General features: G+C 67.0%; 21 protein-coding genes. 9 read left to right on the top strand and 12 right to left on the bottom strand.

Features of this window, described 5'->3' with window-relative positions; translation table 11 throughout:
• Positions 1–214: 214 nt before the first annotated feature.
• Complete coding sequence (locus H5395_RS10280) at positions 215–712, top strand: hypothetical protein (protein WP_182792484.1); 498 nt, start codon at positions 215–217, stop codon at positions 710–712.
• Here H5395_RS10280 and H5395_RS10275 read toward each other — a convergent pair.
• Positions 697–1,077 (bottom strand): helix-turn-helix domain-containing protein, encoded by a 381-nt coding sequence (locus tag H5395_RS10275; protein WP_182792483.1) that lies wholly within the window; start codon positions 1,075–1,077, stop codon positions 697–699. The two genes, H5395_RS10280 and H5395_RS10275, sit on opposite strands and share 16 nt — an antisense overlap.
• 85 nt (positions 1,078–1,162) lie before the next feature.
• Between H5395_RS10275 and H5395_RS10270 the strand changes: the two genes are divergently transcribed.
• On the top strand, positions 1,163–1,753 hold the full coding sequence (locus tag H5395_RS10270; protein WP_182792482.1) for an NADPH-dependent FMN reductase: 591 nt from the start codon (positions 1,163–1,165) through the stop codon (positions 1,751–1,753).
• A 128-nt stretch (positions 1,754–1,881) separates the two neighbouring features.
• Here H5395_RS10270 and H5395_RS10265 read toward each other — a convergent pair whose 3' ends face one another.
• Both H5395_RS10265 and cobS read right to left on the bottom strand, forming a co-directional pair.
• On the bottom strand, positions 1,882–2,514 hold the full coding sequence (locus H5395_RS10265; protein ID WP_182792481.1) for a BRCT domain-containing protein: 633 nt from the start codon (positions 2,512–2,514) through the stop codon (positions 1,882–1,884).
• Positions 2,515–2,562: 48 nt separating this feature from the next.
• A complete protein-coding gene (cobS, locus tag H5395_RS10260) occupies positions 2,563–3,534 on the bottom strand; it encodes a cobaltochelatase subunit CobS (RefSeq protein ID WP_182792561.1) in 972 nt (323 codons plus the stop codon).
• 144 nt (positions 3,535–3,678) lie between these two features.
• On the opposite strand from cobS, the gene H5395_RS10255 reads away from it, so the two are divergent.
• A complete protein-coding gene (locus H5395_RS10255) occupies positions 3,679–4,650 on the top strand; it encodes a DUF808 domain-containing protein (protein ID WP_182792480.1) in 972 nt (323 codons plus the stop codon).
• A gap of 134 nt (positions 4,651–4,784) precedes the next feature.
• On the opposite strand, the gene H5395_RS10250 is transcribed toward H5395_RS10255, so the two are convergent.
• The 5 genes from H5395_RS10250 to H5395_RS10230 form a co-directional block, all read right to left on the bottom strand.
• On the bottom strand, positions 4,785–4,985 hold the full coding sequence (locus tag H5395_RS10250) for a CsbD family protein (RefSeq protein ID WP_182792479.1): 201 nt from the start codon (positions 4,983–4,985) through the stop codon (positions 4,785–4,787).
• A gap of 81 nt (positions 4,986–5,066) precedes the next feature.
• Positions 5,067–6,017, bottom strand: a complete 951-nt coding sequence (locus H5395_RS10245) for a D-glycerate dehydrogenase (RefSeq protein WP_182792478.1) — start codon at positions 6,015–6,017, stop codon at positions 5,067–5,069.
• Entirely contained in the window at positions 6,017–6,367 is a 351-nt protein-coding gene (locus H5395_RS10240) for a tRNA-binding protein (RefSeq protein WP_182792477.1), read from the bottom strand. The genes H5395_RS10245 and H5395_RS10240 overlap by 1 nt, the downstream gene beginning before the upstream one ends.
• The gene (proC, locus tag H5395_RS10235; protein ID WP_182792476.1) at positions 6,364–7,173 is read right to left on the bottom strand and encodes a pyrroline-5-carboxylate reductase; all 810 of its coding nucleotides are present in this window, start codon (positions 7,171–7,173) and stop codon (positions 6,364–6,366) included. Before proC ends, H5395_RS10240 begins: the two co-directional genes overlap by 4 nt.
• Positions 7,174–7,316: 143 nt before the next feature.
• Positions 7,317–7,820, bottom strand: a complete 504-nt coding sequence (locus H5395_RS10230; protein ID WP_182792475.1) for a YbjN domain-containing protein — start codon at positions 7,818–7,820, stop codon at positions 7,317–7,319.
• Between the two features lie 194 nt (positions 7,821–8,014).
• Here H5395_RS10230 and H5395_RS10225 point away from each other — a divergent pair, with 194 nt between their 5' ends.
• The 3 genes from H5395_RS10225 (at position 8,015) to H5395_RS10215 (ending at position 11,309) form a co-directional block, all read left to right on the top strand.
• Complete coding sequence (locus tag H5395_RS10225; protein WP_182792474.1) at positions 8,015–9,232, top strand: glutathionylspermidine synthase family protein; 1,218 nt, start codon at positions 8,015–8,017, stop codon at positions 9,230–9,232.
• 4 nt (positions 9,233–9,236) lie between these two features.
• Positions 9,237–9,893: a DUF1190 domain-containing protein gene (locus tag H5395_RS10220; RefSeq protein WP_182792473.1), complete on the top strand. Its 657-nt coding sequence runs from the start codon at positions 9,237–9,239 to the stop codon at positions 9,891–9,893.
• 189 nt (positions 9,894–10,082) lie between these two features.
• Positions 10,083–11,309, top strand: a complete 1,227-nt coding sequence (locus H5395_RS10215) for an MFS transporter (protein WP_255440605.1) — start codon at positions 10,083–10,085, stop codon at positions 11,307–11,309.
• Here H5395_RS10215 and xseA read toward each other — a convergent pair.
• Positions 11,306–12,991, bottom strand: a complete 1,686-nt coding sequence (gene xseA, locus H5395_RS10210) for an exodeoxyribonuclease VII large subunit (protein WP_182792472.1) — start codon at positions 12,989–12,991, stop codon at positions 11,306–11,308. The genes H5395_RS10215 and xseA overlap by 4 nt on opposite strands.
• A 103-nt stretch (positions 12,992–13,094) precedes the next feature.
• On the opposite strand from xseA, the gene purD reads away from it, so the two are divergent.
• Positions 13,095–14,357, top strand: coding sequence for a phosphoribosylamine--glycine ligase (gene purD / locus H5395_RS10205; RefSeq protein ID WP_182792471.1), 1,263 nt, complete (start codon positions 13,095–13,097; stop codon positions 14,355–14,357).
• A 39-nt stretch (positions 14,358–14,396) separates the two neighbouring features.
• Here purD and H5395_RS10200 read toward each other — a convergent pair whose 3' ends face one another.
• The gene (locus H5395_RS10200; protein WP_182792470.1) at positions 14,397–15,416 is read right to left on the bottom strand and encodes a ribose-phosphate pyrophosphokinase; all 1,020 of its coding nucleotides are present in this window, start codon (positions 15,414–15,416) and stop codon (positions 14,397–14,399) included.
• Between the two features lie 101 nt (positions 15,417–15,517).
• Here H5395_RS10200 and H5395_RS10195 point away from each other — a divergent pair, with 101 nt between their 5' ends.
• Positions 15,518–16,108, top strand: a complete 591-nt coding sequence (locus H5395_RS10195; protein ID WP_182792469.1) for a 2-hydroxychromene-2-carboxylate isomerase — start codon at positions 15,518–15,520, stop codon at positions 16,106–16,108.
• Positions 16,105–16,878 (top strand): alpha/beta fold hydrolase, encoded by a 774-nt coding sequence (locus H5395_RS10190; protein ID WP_182792468.1) that lies wholly within the window; start codon positions 16,105–16,107, stop codon positions 16,876–16,878. The genes H5395_RS10195 and H5395_RS10190 overlap by 4 nt, the downstream gene beginning before the upstream one ends.
• Positions 16,879–16,881: 3 nt before the next feature.
• Here the strand turns inward: H5395_RS10190 and H5395_RS10185 are convergent, their stop codons facing one another.
• Entirely contained in the window at positions 16,882–17,232 is a 351-nt protein-coding gene (locus H5395_RS10185) for an H-type lectin domain-containing protein (RefSeq protein WP_182792467.1), read from the bottom strand.
• A 115-nt stretch (positions 17,233–17,347) separates the two neighbouring features.
• The gene (locus H5395_RS10180) at positions 17,348–17,797 is read right to left on the bottom strand and encodes a F0F1 ATP synthase subunit epsilon (RefSeq protein WP_182792466.1); all 450 of its coding nucleotides are present in this window, start codon (positions 17,795–17,797) and stop codon (positions 17,348–17,350) included.
• Positions 17,798–17,804: the final 7 nt, after the last annotated feature.

Genomic DNA, 17,804 nt, shown 5'->3' with positions numbered 1-17,804 from the left:
ATGTCGGGGATGTGAACACGGGCGACGCGCCGCATGTCAGCGAGGTTGAAGCTCCGGCGGCGGACATGAACCCGCCGAAAACCGCGGATTCCGACAAGGGCTGAAGATAGCCCCGCAACAGGCGGACGGCAGGCTTCGGCCCGCCGTCCGCCAGAAGGCACGAACCTTGCGGCCCCGTCCTGCGTTCGGGATGCAAACCGCCTGAGGAGTCGTGATGCGCGCCCTTTCCGCCACCCTAGTCCTGTTCGCCCTGCCCGCCTTTGCACAGGATTGCCAGCCCGCCGTGGATGCCGCCTGGCGCAAGGGCTTCACCGAGGGGGTCGATGCGGTGAACGCCCAGCTGGGTGCCGTCACCGCGAAGATGCAGCAGGACGTGCAGGCGCAGGTGAACGCCCAGCTTTCCCAGCTTGAGGAACGCCGCGTGCGCGAGCTGGAACAGCAGCTTGGCGCTGCACAGGCACAGGCCCTGGCCGAACAGGGACCGGTGCGGGCCGAAGGGATGCCGCAACTGCCGCCGCTGATCGTGGCGCCGGGGGGTGGGGTCGCGCCGATGCTGCCACCGGGGATGGCGGCGGCAACCGGGATCACCCAGCGCCCCGCTTCGCCCGGGGACCCCGCGGCCCTGCCTCCCGGGACGACCATCACCATCACCGATCCGCAGAAACTTCCGCCCGAGTTGTTCCGCGCGCTGATGGACTATGCCGCGCGCTGAGCCTCACGCTGATCATAGGCCGCCCGCGCCGCGTCGATGCAGTCGGCATGGGTGATCGTCCAGTCCGACAGCGCGGTGATGGGACCGAACAGGTCCTCTCCCATCGCCGTCAGCGCATATTCCACCTGCGGCGGCGTGCTGGGAGTCACCTTGCGGCTGACCAGTCCGTCGCGTTCGAGGTTCCGCAGCGTTCGCGTCAGCATCTTCTGCGAGATGCTGCCCAGTTCCCGCCGCAGGGCCGAGAAACGACGGGGGCCGTTCCCCAGCGCTCGCACCACCAGCAGCGTCCACTTGTCGCCGATCCGCGACAGCATCTCGCTGATGCGGTGGCAGGTGCCGCTGTCGTGAGTATCCCATGGTTTCATCGAGGTGCCTTCTTGCGGGGTCGTCCCGCGGTCTCTAATTGATACGAAGTATCTTCTGGAAACCTAGTTAATCACGGAGACCACGATGTCCAAGCCCAAGATCGCCGTCATCATCGGATCGACCCGCAAGGCGCGTTTCGCCGACAAGCCCGCCGCCTGGCTGATGGAGAAGGTCAAGGATCACCCCGAACTCGACTTCGAGCTGGTGGACCTGCGCGACTATGACCTGCCCTTCTTCGACGAGGCGGCCTCGAACGCCTGGGTGCCCTCGCAGGACCCGCGCGCGGTGCGCTGGCAGCAGAAGGTGGCCGAATTCGACGGCTATCTGTTCGTGCTGGCGGAATACAACCACTCGATGCCCGCCTCGGTGAAGAACGCCTTCGACCAGGATTACGTGGGCTGGAACCGCAAGCCGATCGGGGCGCTGGCCTATGGCTCGATGGGCGGCGCGCGGTCGCTGGAGCATTTGCGCAATGTCGCAGTGGAATTGCAGATGGTCCCGCTGCGGAACGCTGTCCACATCGGCGGGTCCGAGTTCTTCAAGGTCTGGAGCGGCGGTCAGGATGCGCCGATCAGCGAGATCGAGGGCGTGCTGGAAGGCTCGCTGAAAGGGATGCTGAAGGAACTGGTCTGGTGGACCAAGGCGACGAAGGCGGCGCGCGAGGGTCAGGCGTAAAGCTTAAGATAAACGGGCGCGTGGGCCATGTAGTCCGCGCTTCCGACATGCAGCCTGAATAAATAACTTAATCTTCTCCAGAATTACAGGAATTAATATTTTATTAAACCCAAGCTTGAGGGCACTGATTAATATTCCTGCATAGTTCGTTGCATGATGTCATAGACAATCTTAAAAGTTTCATCTCTCGCTAGTCGAGCATAACTATTGTGAGTTCCTCGGCTGAACCTGCGAGCATTCCAAAGCTTTGCATAGTCGGAAAGGCTGGAGTCGTTCACCAATAAAGCAGCAACCACAACCTCTGCGTCAGAACTTACTCTGCCTCCTTCCCGTCGAATAATGCGTGCAACAGCTTGCACGTAATCCCGTATGCTAAGCAAGGTATTAGCTTGCACCTCGGTCATCTCAAAATCTATTTCAGTATTGTAGAAATTCTCGATTGATGCGAGTTGAGCCTCACTCGCAAGCTTACGTTGAGGAGCAAATCCGGGGAAAAAGTGAGAAAACGGCTTAAAGGCCATCAACTCTAACAGTTTTGATTCATCAACAATTTGTATGTTGCACTCTTTCGCAATACGAATCTTCCTTGCTGAGATGTGATCTTCGCCGACAACAAGGAAAGCAGTCTCGGAATTAACGATATTCGAACACTTAGCTCCGAAGTGGGCAGCTATCGCGCGCTGATCACTTCGGCTCAGCGTAGAAAGCGAACCAGTGAACACTATGGTCTTTCCCGCAAGAGGAAGATCTTTCTCGTTCATGCGGATTAATGTCCAGAGTTTCTGTTGAATGCTACTTTAACGTTGTCCTTACCCCGCCTTCGCAGCCGCGCTTTCCGGCAGTTCCTCGTCGAACAGGCGCTGGTAGAACTCGGCGACCGTCTGGCGTTCCAGTTCGTCGCATTTGTTCAGGAAGGTCAGGCGGAAGGCATAGCCCACGTTGTCGAAGATGCGGCTGTTCTGCGCCCAGGAAATCACGGTGCGGGGCGACATGACCGTGGACAGGTCGCCCTGCATGAAGGCCGTCCGCGTCAGGTCGGCCAGAGTCACCATCTGCGCCACGCATTTGCGGCCCTTTTCGGTGTTCATCTGCGGCACCTTGGCCAGCACGATGGCGACCTCGGCGTCGTGGGACAGGTAGTTCAGCGTCGCCACCAGGTTCCAGCGGTCCATCTGGCCTTGGTTGATCTGCTGGGTGCCGTGATAGAGGCCGGTCGTGTCGCCCAGGCCCACGGTGTTTGCCGTCGCGAACAGTCGGAAATAGGGGTTCGGGGTGATGACCTCGTTCTGGTCCAGAAGGGTCAGCTTGCCCTCGGCCTCCAGAACGCGCTGGATCACGAACATCACGTCGGCGCGCCCCGCGTCATATTCGTCGAAGACGATGGCGGTCGGGTTCCGCAGCGCCCAGGGCAGGATGCCTTCGTGGAACACGGTGACCTGCTTGCCGTCCACCAGCTTGATCGCGTCCTTGCCGATCAGGTCGATCCGCGACACGTGGCTGTCCAGGTTCACCCGCACGGTGGGCCAGTTCAGGCGGGCGGCGACCTGCTCGATATGGGTGGATTTCCCGGTGCCATGATAGCCTTGGATCATCACCCGGCGGTTATAGGCAAAGCCCGCCAGAATCGCGAGGGTGGTATCGGGGTCGAACTTGTAGGTCGGGTCCAGTTCCGGCACGCGGTCGCTGCGCTCGGAGAAGCCCTTGACCTTCATGTCGCTGTCCACGCCGAAGACGTCGCGGACGTCGATCTCCTCGGTCGGTTTCGCGTTCTGCTCCAGCATGGCCATCGCCCGGTCCCCCTTTGGTCCATCCGGCCGGTGATGGAACATCCTTTGGCCGCGCGCAAGGCGTGATGCCCCCGCATGATCGAACCGAAACCCCGCTGCCCGCGTTCGCCAGCACGCAGGATTGCAGAAGAGGCGGGGATGAGCGGGCTGATCGCATTATTGGACGACGTGGCGGGGATAGCCAAGGTCGCGGCGGCATCGGTGGACGATGTCGCGGGCATGTCCGCCAAGGCGGGGATGAAGGCCGCGGGCGCCGTCATCGACGACGCGGCGGTGACGCCGAAATACGTCCACGGCTTCGACGCGGAACGCGAGATTCCCATCGTCTGGCGCATCGCCAAGGGCTCGATCTTCAACAAGGTGGTGATCCTGCTGCCGATCGCGCTGATCCTGTCCGAGTTCGCGCCCGGGGCGATTACGCCCCTGCTGATGATCGGCGGCGCCTATCTGTGCTTCGAGGGCGCCGAGAAGGTCTGGCACGCCATCAGCCCGCACGACCCCCACGACAGCTATGAAGGCGAGGAGGTCGGCGACCCCTGCCAGCTTGAGGAATCCAAGGTCAAGGGCGCGATCAAGACCGACTTCATCCTGTCGGCCGAGATCATGACCATCGCGCTGTCCACCATTCCGCCGGATCAGGGGCTGGTCATGCGCGCCGTGGTCCTGCTGGCGGTGGCCGTGGGGATCACCGTGGCGGTCTATGGCGCGGTTGCGCTGATCGTGAAGGCGGACGACTATGGCATGTCGCTGGCCCGCACGCGGGAAGGTTTCCTGCAGACTGCCGGACGGCGGATCGTCAAGGCGATGCCGGGCTTCATGAAGGCGCTGACCATCGTGGGGACGGCCGCGATGCTGTGGGTCGGCGGCAACATCGTGCTGCACGGGCTGGATACGCTGGGCTTCGGCCTGATGTACGACACCATCCATCACTGGTCCGATTTCGCCGCCCATGCCGTGCCTGCGGCGCAGGGCTTCGTCGGCTGGGCTGTGACGGCCTTCTTCGACGGGCTGTTCGGGCTGGCGCTGGGTCTGGCGCTGATCCCCCTGTCCAAGAACGTCCTTGCGCCGCTATGGCGCGGCGGACAAAGGATGCTGGGGCGCGAGGCATAAGACGCCTCCTTGACCGCCACAACGAAAAGGGGCGTCTTGGACGCCCCATACTCGTTACATCGCGCAACACTCGTCAAAAAAAATCGAGGGTGCCCTTGGGCACCCCCTTTCCTCGTCAACCTCGGACTATCCGCTCAGCTGTTGCGGCGGACGAAGTCGTTCATCTTCTCGTCGACCTCGGTCTTGGCCCAGCCATAGCGTTCCTGCAGCTTCCCGGATAGCTTGTCGCGGTCGCCGTTGATCTGCGTCAGATCGTCGTCGGTCAGATCGCCCCACTGCTGCTTGACCGATCCCTTCATCTGGTCCCACTTGCCCTGGATGATATCCCAGTTCATCGGATGACCTCCTTTATTGCGTCGCTGCATCAACGTGCAGCCAACCTTCGAGTTCCAAAGGAGATTTTTCACGAAATCGTGTCAGGCCACCCGGTCAGGCGGAGCCTCGCCCCGGAAGAAGGCCGTCAGGTTCCCCAGCGCCCGCAGGGCCATGTCGGTGCGGACTTCCTCGGCGGCCGTGCCCAGATGCGGCAGCAGCACGACGTTCTCGCGGTCGCGCAGCGCCTCGGGCACCAGAGGCTCGCGCTCGTAGACGTCGAGGCCGGCACCGGCAAGCTTTCCCGCCTCCAGCGCCGCGATCAGTGCGGCCTCGTCCACCACGTCGCCCCGCGCGATGTTGATCAGGATCGCGCCCGGCTTCATCGCGGCAAGCTCGGCCGCGCCGATCAGGTGGCGGGTCGAGGCGCCGCCGGGCACCGCCGCGACCACGATATCCGCCTGCGCCAGCAGATCCGGCAGCGGCACCTGCCGCGCGGGCAGGTCCAGCCCCGTGACGGTCGAGCGGTTGTGGAAGATCACCGGCATCCCGAAGCCGAGATGCCCCCGCCGGGCGATGGCCTGCCCGATCCGGCCCATGCCGATGATCCCCAGGGTGCGCCCGGTGACATGCATCCCCAGCATTTGGGTCGGGTGCCAGCCCGTCCACCGGCCCGCGCGGACCAGCCGCTCGCCCTCGCCCGCGCGGCGGGCGGTCATCAGGATCAGCGTCAGCGCGATGTCGGCAGTGGCGTCCGTCACCACGTCCGGGGTGTTGGTCACGACGATGCCTGCGGCTTTTGCGGCCGCGATGTCGATATGGTTGAAGCCCGCGCCGAAATTCGCAAGCACCTTCGTGCGTCGTTCGGGCGTGGCAAGCACCGTTGCGTTGAAGGGATCGCCCAGCGTCGGGATGATGGCGTCGTTCTCGCGCAGGGCAGCGGCCGCCTCATTCTCGGTCAGCGGCGTGGTCTCGTCGCGGAACGTCGCGTCGAAGGCGTCCGAGATCGCCTGTTCGGCGGCGGCGGTCATGCGTCGGGTGACGAGCAGGCGCATCAGTACATCCTTCCTCCGTTCGGGACCGGGCTGTCAGGGCCGATCAGGACCACCTGTCCGTCCGCATCCGGCAGACCAAGGACCAGCACGTCCGAGAGGAACTTGCCGATCTGGCGCGGGGGGAAGTTGACCACCCCCAGCACCTGCTGCCCGATCAGGGCGGCAGGCTCGTAATGGCGGGTGATCTGGGCGGAACTGCGGCGCTCTCCGATTTCGGGGCCGAAATCGATCCACAGCTTGATCGCGGGCACCCGCGCTTCCGGGTAGGGTTCGGCGCGCAGGATGGTGCCCACGCGGATATCCACGCGGGCGAAATCGTCAAAGGTGATCTGCGGGGCGGCTGCGCTCATCTGCCAAGCTCCCGTCCCCGTTCGGCGGCGGCGGCCACCGTGCGGCGCATCAGGGGTCCAAGGCCGGTTTCCGGGTCCATCAGGTGCGACAGCCCCGCCGCCGTCGTCCCGGCGGGCGAGGTCACCGCCTCGCGCAGCCGGGCCGGGTCGCCGCCCTCGTGCATCGCCAGCGCCCCTGCCCCCGCCACCGTCGCGCGGGCGAGATCGAGCGCGAGACCGGCGGGCAGCCCCTCGGCCTCGCCTGCCGCGGCAAGGGTTTCGATCAGGTGGAACACATAGGCAGGGCCAGAGCCTGAAACGGCCGTCACCGCGTCCATCTGCGATTCATCGCTCAGGCGGACCACGCGCCCGACCGCCGACAGGAGCGATTCGGAAAGCGCCAGCGCGGCTTCGTCCGCCCGCTCGTTACCGATGATCGCGGTGATCCCCTGCCCGATGGCGGCCGGCGTGTTGGGCATCGCCCGCACCACCGGCGCGCCCGGAAAGGCGCGGCCATAGGCATCAAGCGTCACCCCGGCGGCCACCGACAGCACCAGCCGGTCCCCGGAGGCTGTCGCGGAAAGATCCGACAGCACCGGCCTCATCATCTGCGGCTTGACCGCCAGCACCACGACCGCCGGATCGCCGGGCATTGGACCCTCGACCGAAACGCCCCGGTCGCGCACCCAGTCGGGGACATTCGGATCTACGACGCGCACCCCCGCCGGTGCGAGCCCGCGCGCAAGCCAGCCCTGCAGCAGCGCCCCGCCCATCCGGCCGCAACCGACAAGCACGAGCCCTCTTTCATTCAGATGCGTCAGATCCATGTGCCCCTCTTTCACCGGGGAAGGGGTAACGATCAGGGCGACGCTGTCCAGAGGCACCTGCTTGCCGCGATGCCGGACCGGCGCCCTGCCCGGACCTCGGTATATTTCCAGACAGAAGATGCCCGTGGGGTCGCGCCGGGCATTCAGGCCCTGCCGGCGGGTTCGGCGATGGCGATGCCCATGGCGTCACGCGGCGCAATCTCGCAGCGGCAGGCAAGCTGGAAGGCCGGGTAGAAACGTTCCGAGTTCTCGATGGCGCTGCGGATCATGCGGTCGATCTGCTCGGGCGTGGCAACCGTACCGCCCGCAAGCACCAGCCCATAGCGCCAGACCATCTGCCGGTGCTGCGCCCAGAACGAGAACCCGCCCTCCCACACCGCGTCGTTGGCAAGGTTCAGCGCCTCGTGAAGCGCGCCCATTCGCGCCTCGGGCGGGTCCAGGTCGAAGCTGCAGATCAGCCGCAGCACCTCGTCCCGTTCCGACCAGGCGAGCGTCAGCGCATAGATCCGCCACAGCCCCTCGACCGTCATTGCGATCTGGTCGTCCGCCAGCCGGGCGAAATCCCAGTCGCGGCGGGCGGCGACCGCCTCGACCAGGTCGATGGGATGGCTTTCGTCGCCGAGAAGGTCGTGATCCGGTTGCGCCATGTGCCTGTTCCTGCGCCGAAGGGCGGGGATATCTCAAGCTGTTGTGCTTGCCACCACTGTCTGAGGCAAGAGGCTGGTTCGCCACAATATCATGTCGATGCCGTTTCGCAGCGCCTGACGCCCGGTCTTGCCGCCCTTGCATCCCCCCGCCCTGCTTGCCACATCGGAACGATGACCAGCGGAACGCCCGATTGATGCAGAAACTTTCCCTTCCCGAACGCCCCGGCTGGCGCGAACGTGCCAAAGAACTGGGCTTCACCTTCGCCGACATGAACGGCGAACCCTATTGGGACGAAACCTCGGCCTATCGCTTTACCCTGCGCCAGATCGAGGAGGATATCGAGGCCCCCGGCAGCGAGCTGCACGGGATGTGCCGCAAGGCGGTGGCACATGCCGTCACGTCCGAGGAATGGCTGACCCGGCTGGAGATCCCCCGCGCGCATTGGGACTTTGTCGAACGCAGTTGGGCCAATGGCGAACCTGAGCTTTATGGCCGGTTCGACCTCGCCTATGACGGCAAGGGTCCGGCGAAGCTGCTGGAATACAACGCCGACACGCCGACCTCGCTGTATGAATCCGCCTCCTTCCAATGGCTGTGGTTCGAGGAAAGCCGGGACGCGGGGGGGCTGGGTCCGAACACCGACCAGTTCAACCGCATCCACGAGGCGCTGACCGAACGCTGGGCCGCCATCTGTGTGCCGGGCGAGGATGTCCATTTCGCCGCCGACAAGGAAAACCCCGAGGATTACGCCACCGTCGAGGCGCTGGCCTGGGCCGCGCGCGAGGCCGGGCTTGGCGCGCATTTCACCGATCTCGCGAACATTGGTATCACCGATCAGGGGCAGCTTGCCGACGACCACGACCGGGTGATCGGGACGCTGTTCAAGCTTTATCCGTGGGAAGACATGCTGCGCGATGAGTTCGCGCCGAATCTGCAGCCTTCGCAGACCCGCTTCATCGAGCCGCCGTGGAAGGCGCTTCTTTCCAACAAGGGGCTGCTGCCGCTGCTGTGGCACCTGTTCCCCGATCATCCCAACCTGTTGCCGGCATTCTTTCAGTCAGACCTTGAAGCCGCGCGCCGGGGTGAGGACACGCTCTTCGCCCAGGCGATTGCCGCCGCCGAGCCGCTGCTGGCGCAGGGCCATGTCACCAAGCCCATCTTCTCGCGCGAGGGTGCGGGCGTCGTCATCCACGAGGCCGGGCGGGAAACCGACCGCGCACCGGACGACAGCTACTCGCACCACCCCCAGGTCGTGCAGGCGCTCGCGGCGCTGCCCGACTTCGAGGGTTTCCACCCCGTCCTCGGCGCCTGGATCGTGGGCGAGGACTGCGTGGGGTTGGGCATGCGCGAGGATCGCGCCCGGATCACCCACAACCTGTCGCGCTTCAAGCCGCATTTCATCGAAGGGTAAGGCCATGACCGATCTCGCTGACCGCCCCGAAGAGGCCTCCGCGCCCCGCCGCAAGCGCTCGCGCCATGTCGCGCTGCTGCTGGCAGGAGCGGCCGTCCTGACGCTGGCCGCCTGCGAGGACGACGCGGTGGACGCGCAGGCCTTCCCCGACCTGGACAGTTGCCTTGCCGCCGCGCAGACGGATGGGCTGTGGTTCACCGCCGATGACTGCCGCACCCAGTTCGCCGCCGCCGAGCAGACCCATCTGGAAACCGCCCCCCGCTATGAATCGCGCGAGTTGTGCGAGGAGGAGCATGGCGCGGGCGCCTGCGGGGCCGACCCTGCGGCGGGCGACCCGGCGGCACAGCAGCAGGGCGGCGGCGGCTTCAGTTTCATGCCGCTGCTGGTGGGCTACATGATGGGGTCGATGCTGTCGCGCGGCGGCGGCGTCTTCAGCCAGCCGATGGTGCGGACGCCGGGCGGCTATTCGACGCCCTCGGGCAACCAGACCTTTGCCAGCAACAGCGGCTCGGGCCGCGTTCCGGCGCAGGCCTTCAACCGCGCGCCCACGACCATCGGCCAGCAGCCGATGAGCCGCGCGCAGGTCGCCCAGCGCGGCGGCTTCGGTGCAGGCGCCACGGCCCGGACGGCGACGGGCGGAAGCCGCGGCTTCGGGGGGTGACGGCAGACCACAGCCGCCCCTATTGCAGCCTTGCCGTTCATGGCCGACAAGGCGCGCGATGCGGCTTGCGCGGAAAGGGCTTGCAATGAACTCGGTCAGCCAGTCTGCCCCTGTCGGCGGGATCGGCGCTTTCCGCGGCTGGAGCCTGCCTGAGAGCATCGTCGCCCGCTCTGCAGGCGGTCATTCCCGTTGACGGCAGCGGTCGAGGACAGCCCGGCCAACCGTCGCCGGGCTTGGTCCAACGTCGCGGTGCTGACGCTGGCGCAGGGCATCCTCGGCGCGCAATTGTCGATGATCTTCATCACCGCCGGGCTGGCCGGGGCGATGATCGCGCCGAATCTCTGCTTTGCCACGCTGCCGGTGTCGATGGTGATGCTGAGCTCGGCCGTCTCGGCGCGGTTCCTGTCGGGCTTCATGGCCCGGCACGGACGACGCGCGGGCTTCACCATTGCCTCGTTGATCGCCGCCATCGGGGCGGGGATCGCCTTTGCGGGGCTGGAACGCGGCAGCTTTGCGCTGTTCACGCTCGGCTGCACGCTGATCGGGGCGCAGATGTCGGCGCAGGGCTTCTACCGCTTCGCCGCTGCTGATGTCGCGCCCGCGGCCCTGCAGCCGAAGATGATCAGCCTCGTGCAGGCGGGCGGGCTGGTGTCCGCGTTGATCGGCCCACGCATCGCCACCATCACCGCCGAGGCGAGCGCGATCCCCTTTGCCATGACCTTCGCGGCCATCATCGGGATCAACCTGCTCGGTCCCTTCATCTACGCGCTGCTGCGTATCCCGGTGGCCCCGCAAGCGCGGGCGGGGAGCGCAGGCGGGCGCAGCCTCGGCGAGATCCTGCGGACCCCGGGGATCGTGGTGGCGATGATCTGCGGGACCGTCAGCTATGCGCTGATGAACCTGGTGATGACCTCGACGCCGCTGGCGATGGTCGGCTGCGGCTTTGCGACCGCCGACGCCGCCAACGTCACTGCCGCGCATATGGTGGCGATGTTCGCGCCCGCCTTCTTCACCGGTAACCTGATCGCTCGCTTCGGGGCCGAGCGGATCGTGACGCTGGGGCTGGTGATCCTCGCCGCCGCCGGGGCGTTCGCGCTCAGCGGAGTGGAACTCGACCACTTCTACATCGCGCTGATCCTGCTGGGGCTGGGCTGGAACTTCGGCTTCATCGGGGCGACGGCGATGCTGACCGCGCAGCACACGCCCGAGGAACGCGGCCGGGTGCAGGGGATCAACGACACCATCGTCTTCGGCGGGGTGTTCCTTGCCTCGCTGTCCTCGGGGGCGCTGATGGGCTGCGCGGGTGGCACGGCGCAGCAAGGCTGGTCGGCGGTCAACATGATGATGCTGCCCTTCCTGACGCTGGCCGGCGGAGCGCTGATCTGGATGGCCCTGCGCCCGCGCGACACGCGCTAGAACAGCGAGCCCTGTGCCGGCGGCTTCTTCTTGGGCGCGCGGCGGGACGTGGGCGCAGCCCCTTCGGGATGCACGGCCACGCGACCGTCGTGGAACTCGATCTCAAGCGCCGCGGCCTTGCCCGCCACGCTGGCCGAGGTGACCAGCCCCTCTGTCCCCCGGACGATGGCAAAGCCGCGCCGCAGGGTCTCGGCATGGCCGAGCGTCTGCCGCAGCCGGTCCAACGTCTCAAGCTCGTCCCGCCGTTCGGTTGTCAGCCGGGGCCCGAGCGCGTCAAGCCGTCGCCCGGCCTCGTCCATCCGTGCCCGCCCCTCGGCCTGCCGGCGTTGAAGCCGGCCCTGCGCCGTGTCGTGCCGCAGGGCCGCCGCTTGAAGCCGCTGCGCTGCCAGCGAGGTGGCGCGCCGGATCACCGGATCAAGACGAGGCGCCGCGCCCGCAAGCCTGCGTGCCGCCGAGACCTGCGCCATCCGCACCGCGCCGGGCCGCACCACCGGCAGCGCCGCGCGCCTGCGCTGCTGGTCGCGGGCTTGCGCCTGATCCAGGCCGCGCCCTGCCCGTTCCACCGCCGCGCGGCGGTCGGCCATGAAACCGCGCAGGGCAAACAGCGGCAGGTGCAGCGCCTCGATGCTGCGGCGGCGGTCGCGGGTGAAGGCGCGCAACACCGGCTCCAGCCGCGGGGCGGTCAGGTCCAGCCGCTGCCGCGCCGGGTCGGTCAACGCCTGCGGACGGCCCAGCGCGCGGCCGAGGTCGCCCAGCCGCTGGGTGGAACGGTCCAGCCGCGCGCGGGTGCAGCGCAAAAGCCGCGCCTGCGTCTCGGTCAGCCGCGCGGCAAGGTCGGCCAGCACCGGGACCGCCATCTCGGCCGCGGCCGTGGGCGTGGGCGCCCGCAGGTCGGCGGCATGGTCGATCAGTGTCGTGTCCGTCTCGTGTCCCACGGCCGAGATCAGCGGGATCGTGCCCGCCGCGACCGCGCGGACCACCGCTTCGTCGTTGAAGCCCCACAAATCCTCGACCGAGCCACCGCCGCGGGCCACGATGATGAGGTCGGGGCGCGGCACCGGCCCTCCGGGCTGGATCGCATTCAGCCGGGTGATCGCGTCGGCGACCTGCGGGGCGCAGGCGGTGCCCTGCACGGCCACTGGCCAGATCAGCACCCGGCTGGGAAAGCGGTCGCGCAGCCGGTGCAGGATGTCGCGGATCACCGCGCCCGAAGGCGAAGTCACGACCGCGATCACTCCCGGCAGGTAAGGAATGGGCCGCTTGGCGGATGCGTCGAACAGCCCCTCGGCGGCCAGCGCCTTGCGGCGGCTCTCCAGCATCGCCATCAGCGCGCCGAGACCCGCCGGTTCCACCTGCTCGACGATCAACTGATACCTGGACTGGTTGGCGAAAGTCGTCAGCCGGCCGGTGACGATGATCTCCATCCCCTCTTCGGGACGATGCGCCAGTCGTCCGGCCTGCCCCTTCCAGCAGACCGCGGCGATGCTGGCATTGTCGTCCTTGAGGTCAAAGTAAAGATGCCCCGAGCCGGGCCGGGATACCCGCCCGACCTCTCCCCTCACGCGGACGCGGCCGAACTCGCCCTCGATCACGCGCTTCACCGCGCCCGAGATCTCGGAAACCGACAGGGCGGGGGCGTTGTTGCCTGCCGCTGCAGGGGCGTCGTCTTCGAACAATTCCATGCGCCGAACATGGACCGGCAAGGCCGCGGGGACAAGCTGCGGCCAGTCGCTTGCCGCCCCTGTCCTGTCGCCCTAAAGCGGGCGAAAGCAGAAGGGGCCTTGCATGAACATCCTGATCCTCGGCGGCGGGGGGCGCGAACACGCGCTTGCCTGGGCGATCCGGCAGAACCCGAAATGCGACCGGCTGATCGTAGCGCCGGGCAATGCGGGAATCGGGGAAATCGCCCGCTGCGCGGAGCTTGCCATCGAGGACGGCGCCGCGGTCGCAGGCTTCTGCGAGGAACACGCCATCGACCTCGTGGTGATCGGCCCCGAGGCGCCCCTGGCCGCGGGCGTGGCCGATGCGTTGCGCGCGGCCGGGATCGCCGTCTTCGGCCCGTCGCAGGCGGCGGCGCGGCTTGAGGCGTCCAAGGCCTTCACCAAGGAAATCTGCGACGCCTGCGGCGCGCCGACCGCCACCTGGGCGCGGTTCACCGAGGCCGGGCCGGCCCGCGACTACATCCGCAGCAAGGGCGCGCCCATCGTCGTCAAGGCGGACGGGCTGGCGGGGGGCAAGGGCGTCACCGTCGCCATGACCGAGGACGAGGCCATGCAGGCCATCGACGCGGCCTTCGGCGGAGCATTCGGCGCGGCGGGCGCCGAGGTGGTGATCGAGGAGTTCATGGAAGGCGAGGAGGCGAGCTTCTTCGTCCTCGTCGATGGCACCACCTGCCTGCCAATCGGCACCGCACAGGATCACAAGCGGGTTGGCGAAGGCGACACCGGCCCCAATACCGGCGGCATGGGGGCCTATTCCCCCGCCCCGATCCTGACGGCGCAACTGCAGGCGCAGGTCATGGCCGAGATCATCCAGCCGACAGTGGACGAGATGGCGCGGCGTGGGATGCCGTTCCAAGGGGTCCTCTACGCCGGGCTGATGATCCGCGACGGCCGGGCGCGGCTTGTGGAATACAATGTCCGCTTCGGCGACCCGGAATGTCAGGTGTTGATGATGCGGCTGGGGGCGCAGGCGCTGGACCTGATCCATGCCTGCGCGGAATCGCGGCTGGACAGCGTGTCGGTGACTTGGGCCGACGATCATGCGCTGACCGTAGTGCTGGCGGCCAACGGCTATCCCGGCGACTATGCCAAGGGGGCTGCCATCCGCCTGCCCGAAGACCTGGCCGAAACCTCCTCGGCCATGATCTTCCATGCGGGCACGGCGGAACGGGGCGGGCAGTTGATCTCGGCCGGGGGCCGGGTGCTGAACGCCACCGGCCGAGGGGCCTCGCTGGCCAAGGCCCGCGACCGCGCCTATGCGCTGGCCGAGGCCGTGGACTGGCCGCAGGGCTTCTTCCGCCGCGACATCGGCTGGCGAGCCCTCTGACGAAGAAGGGTGCGGGGAAACCACGCACCCTGCGAGCCCTCACACCGCCGAATACATCCCCTCATAGATCGGCTGCAGCGTTTCCAGCTCGAACAGCGAGGATACCGAGGTGCCGTTCCAGGTGGACATGATCGCCTGCGCGAACAAGGGCGCGGTCGGGACGATGCGGATGTTGCGGGCGTTCTTGACCGACTCGGGCTGAGTGATCGAGTCGGTGATGACCAGCGACTTCATGATCGATCCCTCGATCCGCTCAACCGCAGGCCCCGACAGGACGCCATGGGTGATATAGGCATGGACCTCGGTGGCGCCGTGGTCCGAAAGCAGTTGCGCGGCCTTCACCAGCGTTCCGGCGGTGTCGCAGATGTCGTCCACGATGATGCAGGTCTTGCCCGCCACTTCGCCGATCACCGTCATGTCGGCGATCTCGCCCGCCTTCTCTCGCCGCTTGTCGACGATCGCCAGCGGCGCGTCGATCCGGGCCGCGATCTCGCGCGCCCGCGCCACGCCGCCCACGTCGGGCGAGACGATCATCAGGTCGTCCATGCGGCCCTTGAAATGGTGCATGATGTCCAGAGAGAAGATCGGCGCCGCATAGAGGTTGTCCACGGGGATGTCGAAGAACCCCTGGATCTGGGTCGCGTGCAGATCCAGCGTCAGCACACGGTCCACCCCGGCTTCGGTCAGGATGTTGGCCACCAGCTTGGCGCTGATGGGCGTGCGGGCCTTGGCGCGGCGATCCTGCCGCGCATAGCCGAAATAGGGGATCACGGCGGTGATGCGGTTGGCCGAGCTGCGGCGCAGCGCGTCGGCCATGATCAGCAGCTCCATCAGGTTGTCGTTCGCGGGGTTCGAGGTGGACTGGATGATGTACATGTCCTCGCCGCGAACGTTCTCGTAGACCTCGACGAAGATTTCCTGGTCGTTGAAGCGCTCGACGCGCGCGTTCACCAAGTCCACGTTCATGCCGCGGTGCATCGACATCCGCCGTGCGATTCCGGTGGCCAGCGGGCGATTCGCGTTGCCCGCGATCAGCTTGGGTTCGGTCATGGCAGGCATCGGAATCCTTGATGGCTAGGGCCGCCCGGCCGGGAATCGCCGGATTGCGCCCCGATTAGCACCGCGATAGCGTCCGGGCAAACCGCTGGAAAGGGCAGACCATGGCTCAGATCGACTATTACTTCAGCACGATCAGCCCTTGGGCCTATCTCGCCGGCGACCGGCTGGAGCGGATTGCGCAACGTCACGGCGCGACCATCACCTACCGCCCGCTCGATGTCCTGCAGCTTTTTGACCGCACCGGAGGGGTCCGCCCGCAGGATCGTCACCCTGCGCGGCTTGCGTATCGCGGGCAGGACCTGCCCCGCTGGGCCGAGCATCTGGGAATGCCGATCCGCATCGACGTGCCGATGACGAACGCCGCGCCCTCTTCCTATGCCATCATCGCCGCGCAGGATGCGGGCGGCGACGTGGCGGCACTGGCGCGGGCGATCCTCGCGGCGCGCTTTGCCGAGGGCCTCGATATCGCCGAGGACGAGGTCATCCGCGAGGCGCTGACCAAAAGCGGCTTCGATCCGGGACTGGCCGACCGTGGCCTCTTCGTCGGGGCCGAGACCTATGCCCGCAACCTTGAACGCGCGGTCGAGGCCGGGGTGTTCGGCGTCCCCTTCTACCACGTCCTTGACACCGACCAGCGGTTCTGGGGGCAGGACCGGCTCGACTTCCTTGACCGGCATCTGGCCGCGCTGTGAGCGGCGTCCATGTCCGGCACTGGCCGGGCGATCCCTCGCGTCCGGCGCTGGCGATCCACTGCATGATGGGCAGCGGCCGGGCCTTCGACCCCATGGCGCGGCGGCTGCAGGGTCGGGTGGAGCTGACTGCCTTCGACCTGCCCTCTCACGGGCGCAGCGCCGCGTGGCGGCCTGAGGCGGATGAGGATTACCATTCGGCCGTGACCCGCATCGCGGAAGCCCTGCTGGGGGACCAGCCTGTTGACCTGATCGGCCATTCCATCGGCGGCACGGTCGCCCTACGGCTTGCGGTGGCCGCGCCGCAGCGGCTCAGGTCGCTGACGGTGATCGAGCCGGTGCTGTTCGCCGCCTCGAATTCGGGCCATGCCTTGGACGACGAGCTTGCCGCCCTTGCCGCCGCGGGAAAGATCGAGCAGGCGACGCGGCTTTTCCTCAGCGTCTGGGGCGCCCCGGGCGGATATGACGCAATGCCGCGGTCGATGCAGCAGGCCGCGGTCGCGCTGATGCCGCTGATCCTTGAAACCGACGCGGCGCTGAGCGCCGACATCCACGCCATCCTGCGGCCGGACGCGTTGGAATCGGTTGCAGCCCCCGCCATGCTGATCGCGGGCGCTGAATCGCCTGCAGTCGTGGGCGAGATCCTCGATACGCTCGGCAGCAGGCTGCCAGAGGCTCGCCGCGCGATCGTTCCCGGCGCGGGTCACATGGCCCCGATAACCCACCCTGACGAGGTCACGGCGCTGGTGGCGCAGAACCTCGACCGGGCGTGACGGTCAATCAGGCTCGAAATCGTCGACGTGATCGGCGGGGCCGATGGCCAGCCAGTCGGCCCGGACCCGCGCCACGCGGGTATCGCCCCAGGTGCGGAAGGCAAGGGTGAAGCCTGAAGGCGTCACATCCTCTGCGGTGATGTCGACGCGCTGGTTGGCTTCGACCGAGATGTCCCACATCGACAGGCCGACATGCACCAGCGGGGTATCGCGGAACGGGGTGGCAAAGGCCACTGCGACGCGCTCGACCCGCGGACCACGCTGGGTCCACATCGGGCCGCCATCCTCGAACGCCGAAAACAGGAAGGCCCTGCCTTGCTGAACGCCGACCGCCGTGTGACTGAACCGGAGCATCCGCCCCCTCTTGCGCGGCGCCGCTGCCACGAGCCGCTTTCCAGATGGATGGAACAACAACACCCCGCCCGTGGAAACGAGCGAGGTGCCTGTCTTTACAGATAGTCCCCTGCCTTCAGTCCGGGACGGTGGACTGGTTCGGGTCCAGTCCGATATGGGTTCCCAGCGCCTGCATGTCGCCCAGCATCTTGGCCGAGGCGGCAACCATCTCGTCGCCGACCGACTCGCGCCGGGCCTCGACACCCTGATGGGAACGCTGCGCGTCGCGCATCATCTCGTTGTAGACGTCCTGCGTGATCTCGGCGCGGGCATGACCCCGTTCGGCCAGCAGGCTGACCGATTCGCCATTGATCTCGGCAAAGCCGCCGGTCACGGCGAACTCGGTCGCCGTGCCCTGCGCGTCCACCACCGTGACGAGGCCCGGCCGTAGCGTGACCATCGTCGCGGCGTGACCGGGCATTGCCGTCAGATCGCCGTCGGTGCCCGGCAGGCGAACCTCTCGCACCGGGATCGAGACGAGTCTCCGTTCCGGCGACACCAGGTCGAACTGCATTGTGTCGGCCATGTCGCCC

The organism is Paracoccus sp. MC1854 (assembly GCF_014164635.1).
Taxonomy (GTDB): domain Bacteria; phylum Pseudomonadota; class Alphaproteobacteria; order Rhodobacterales; family Rhodobacteraceae; genus Paracoccus.
The sequence above is the reverse complement of the archived record's forward strand: the minus strand, read 5'-3'. Positions and strand labels throughout refer to the sequence as shown.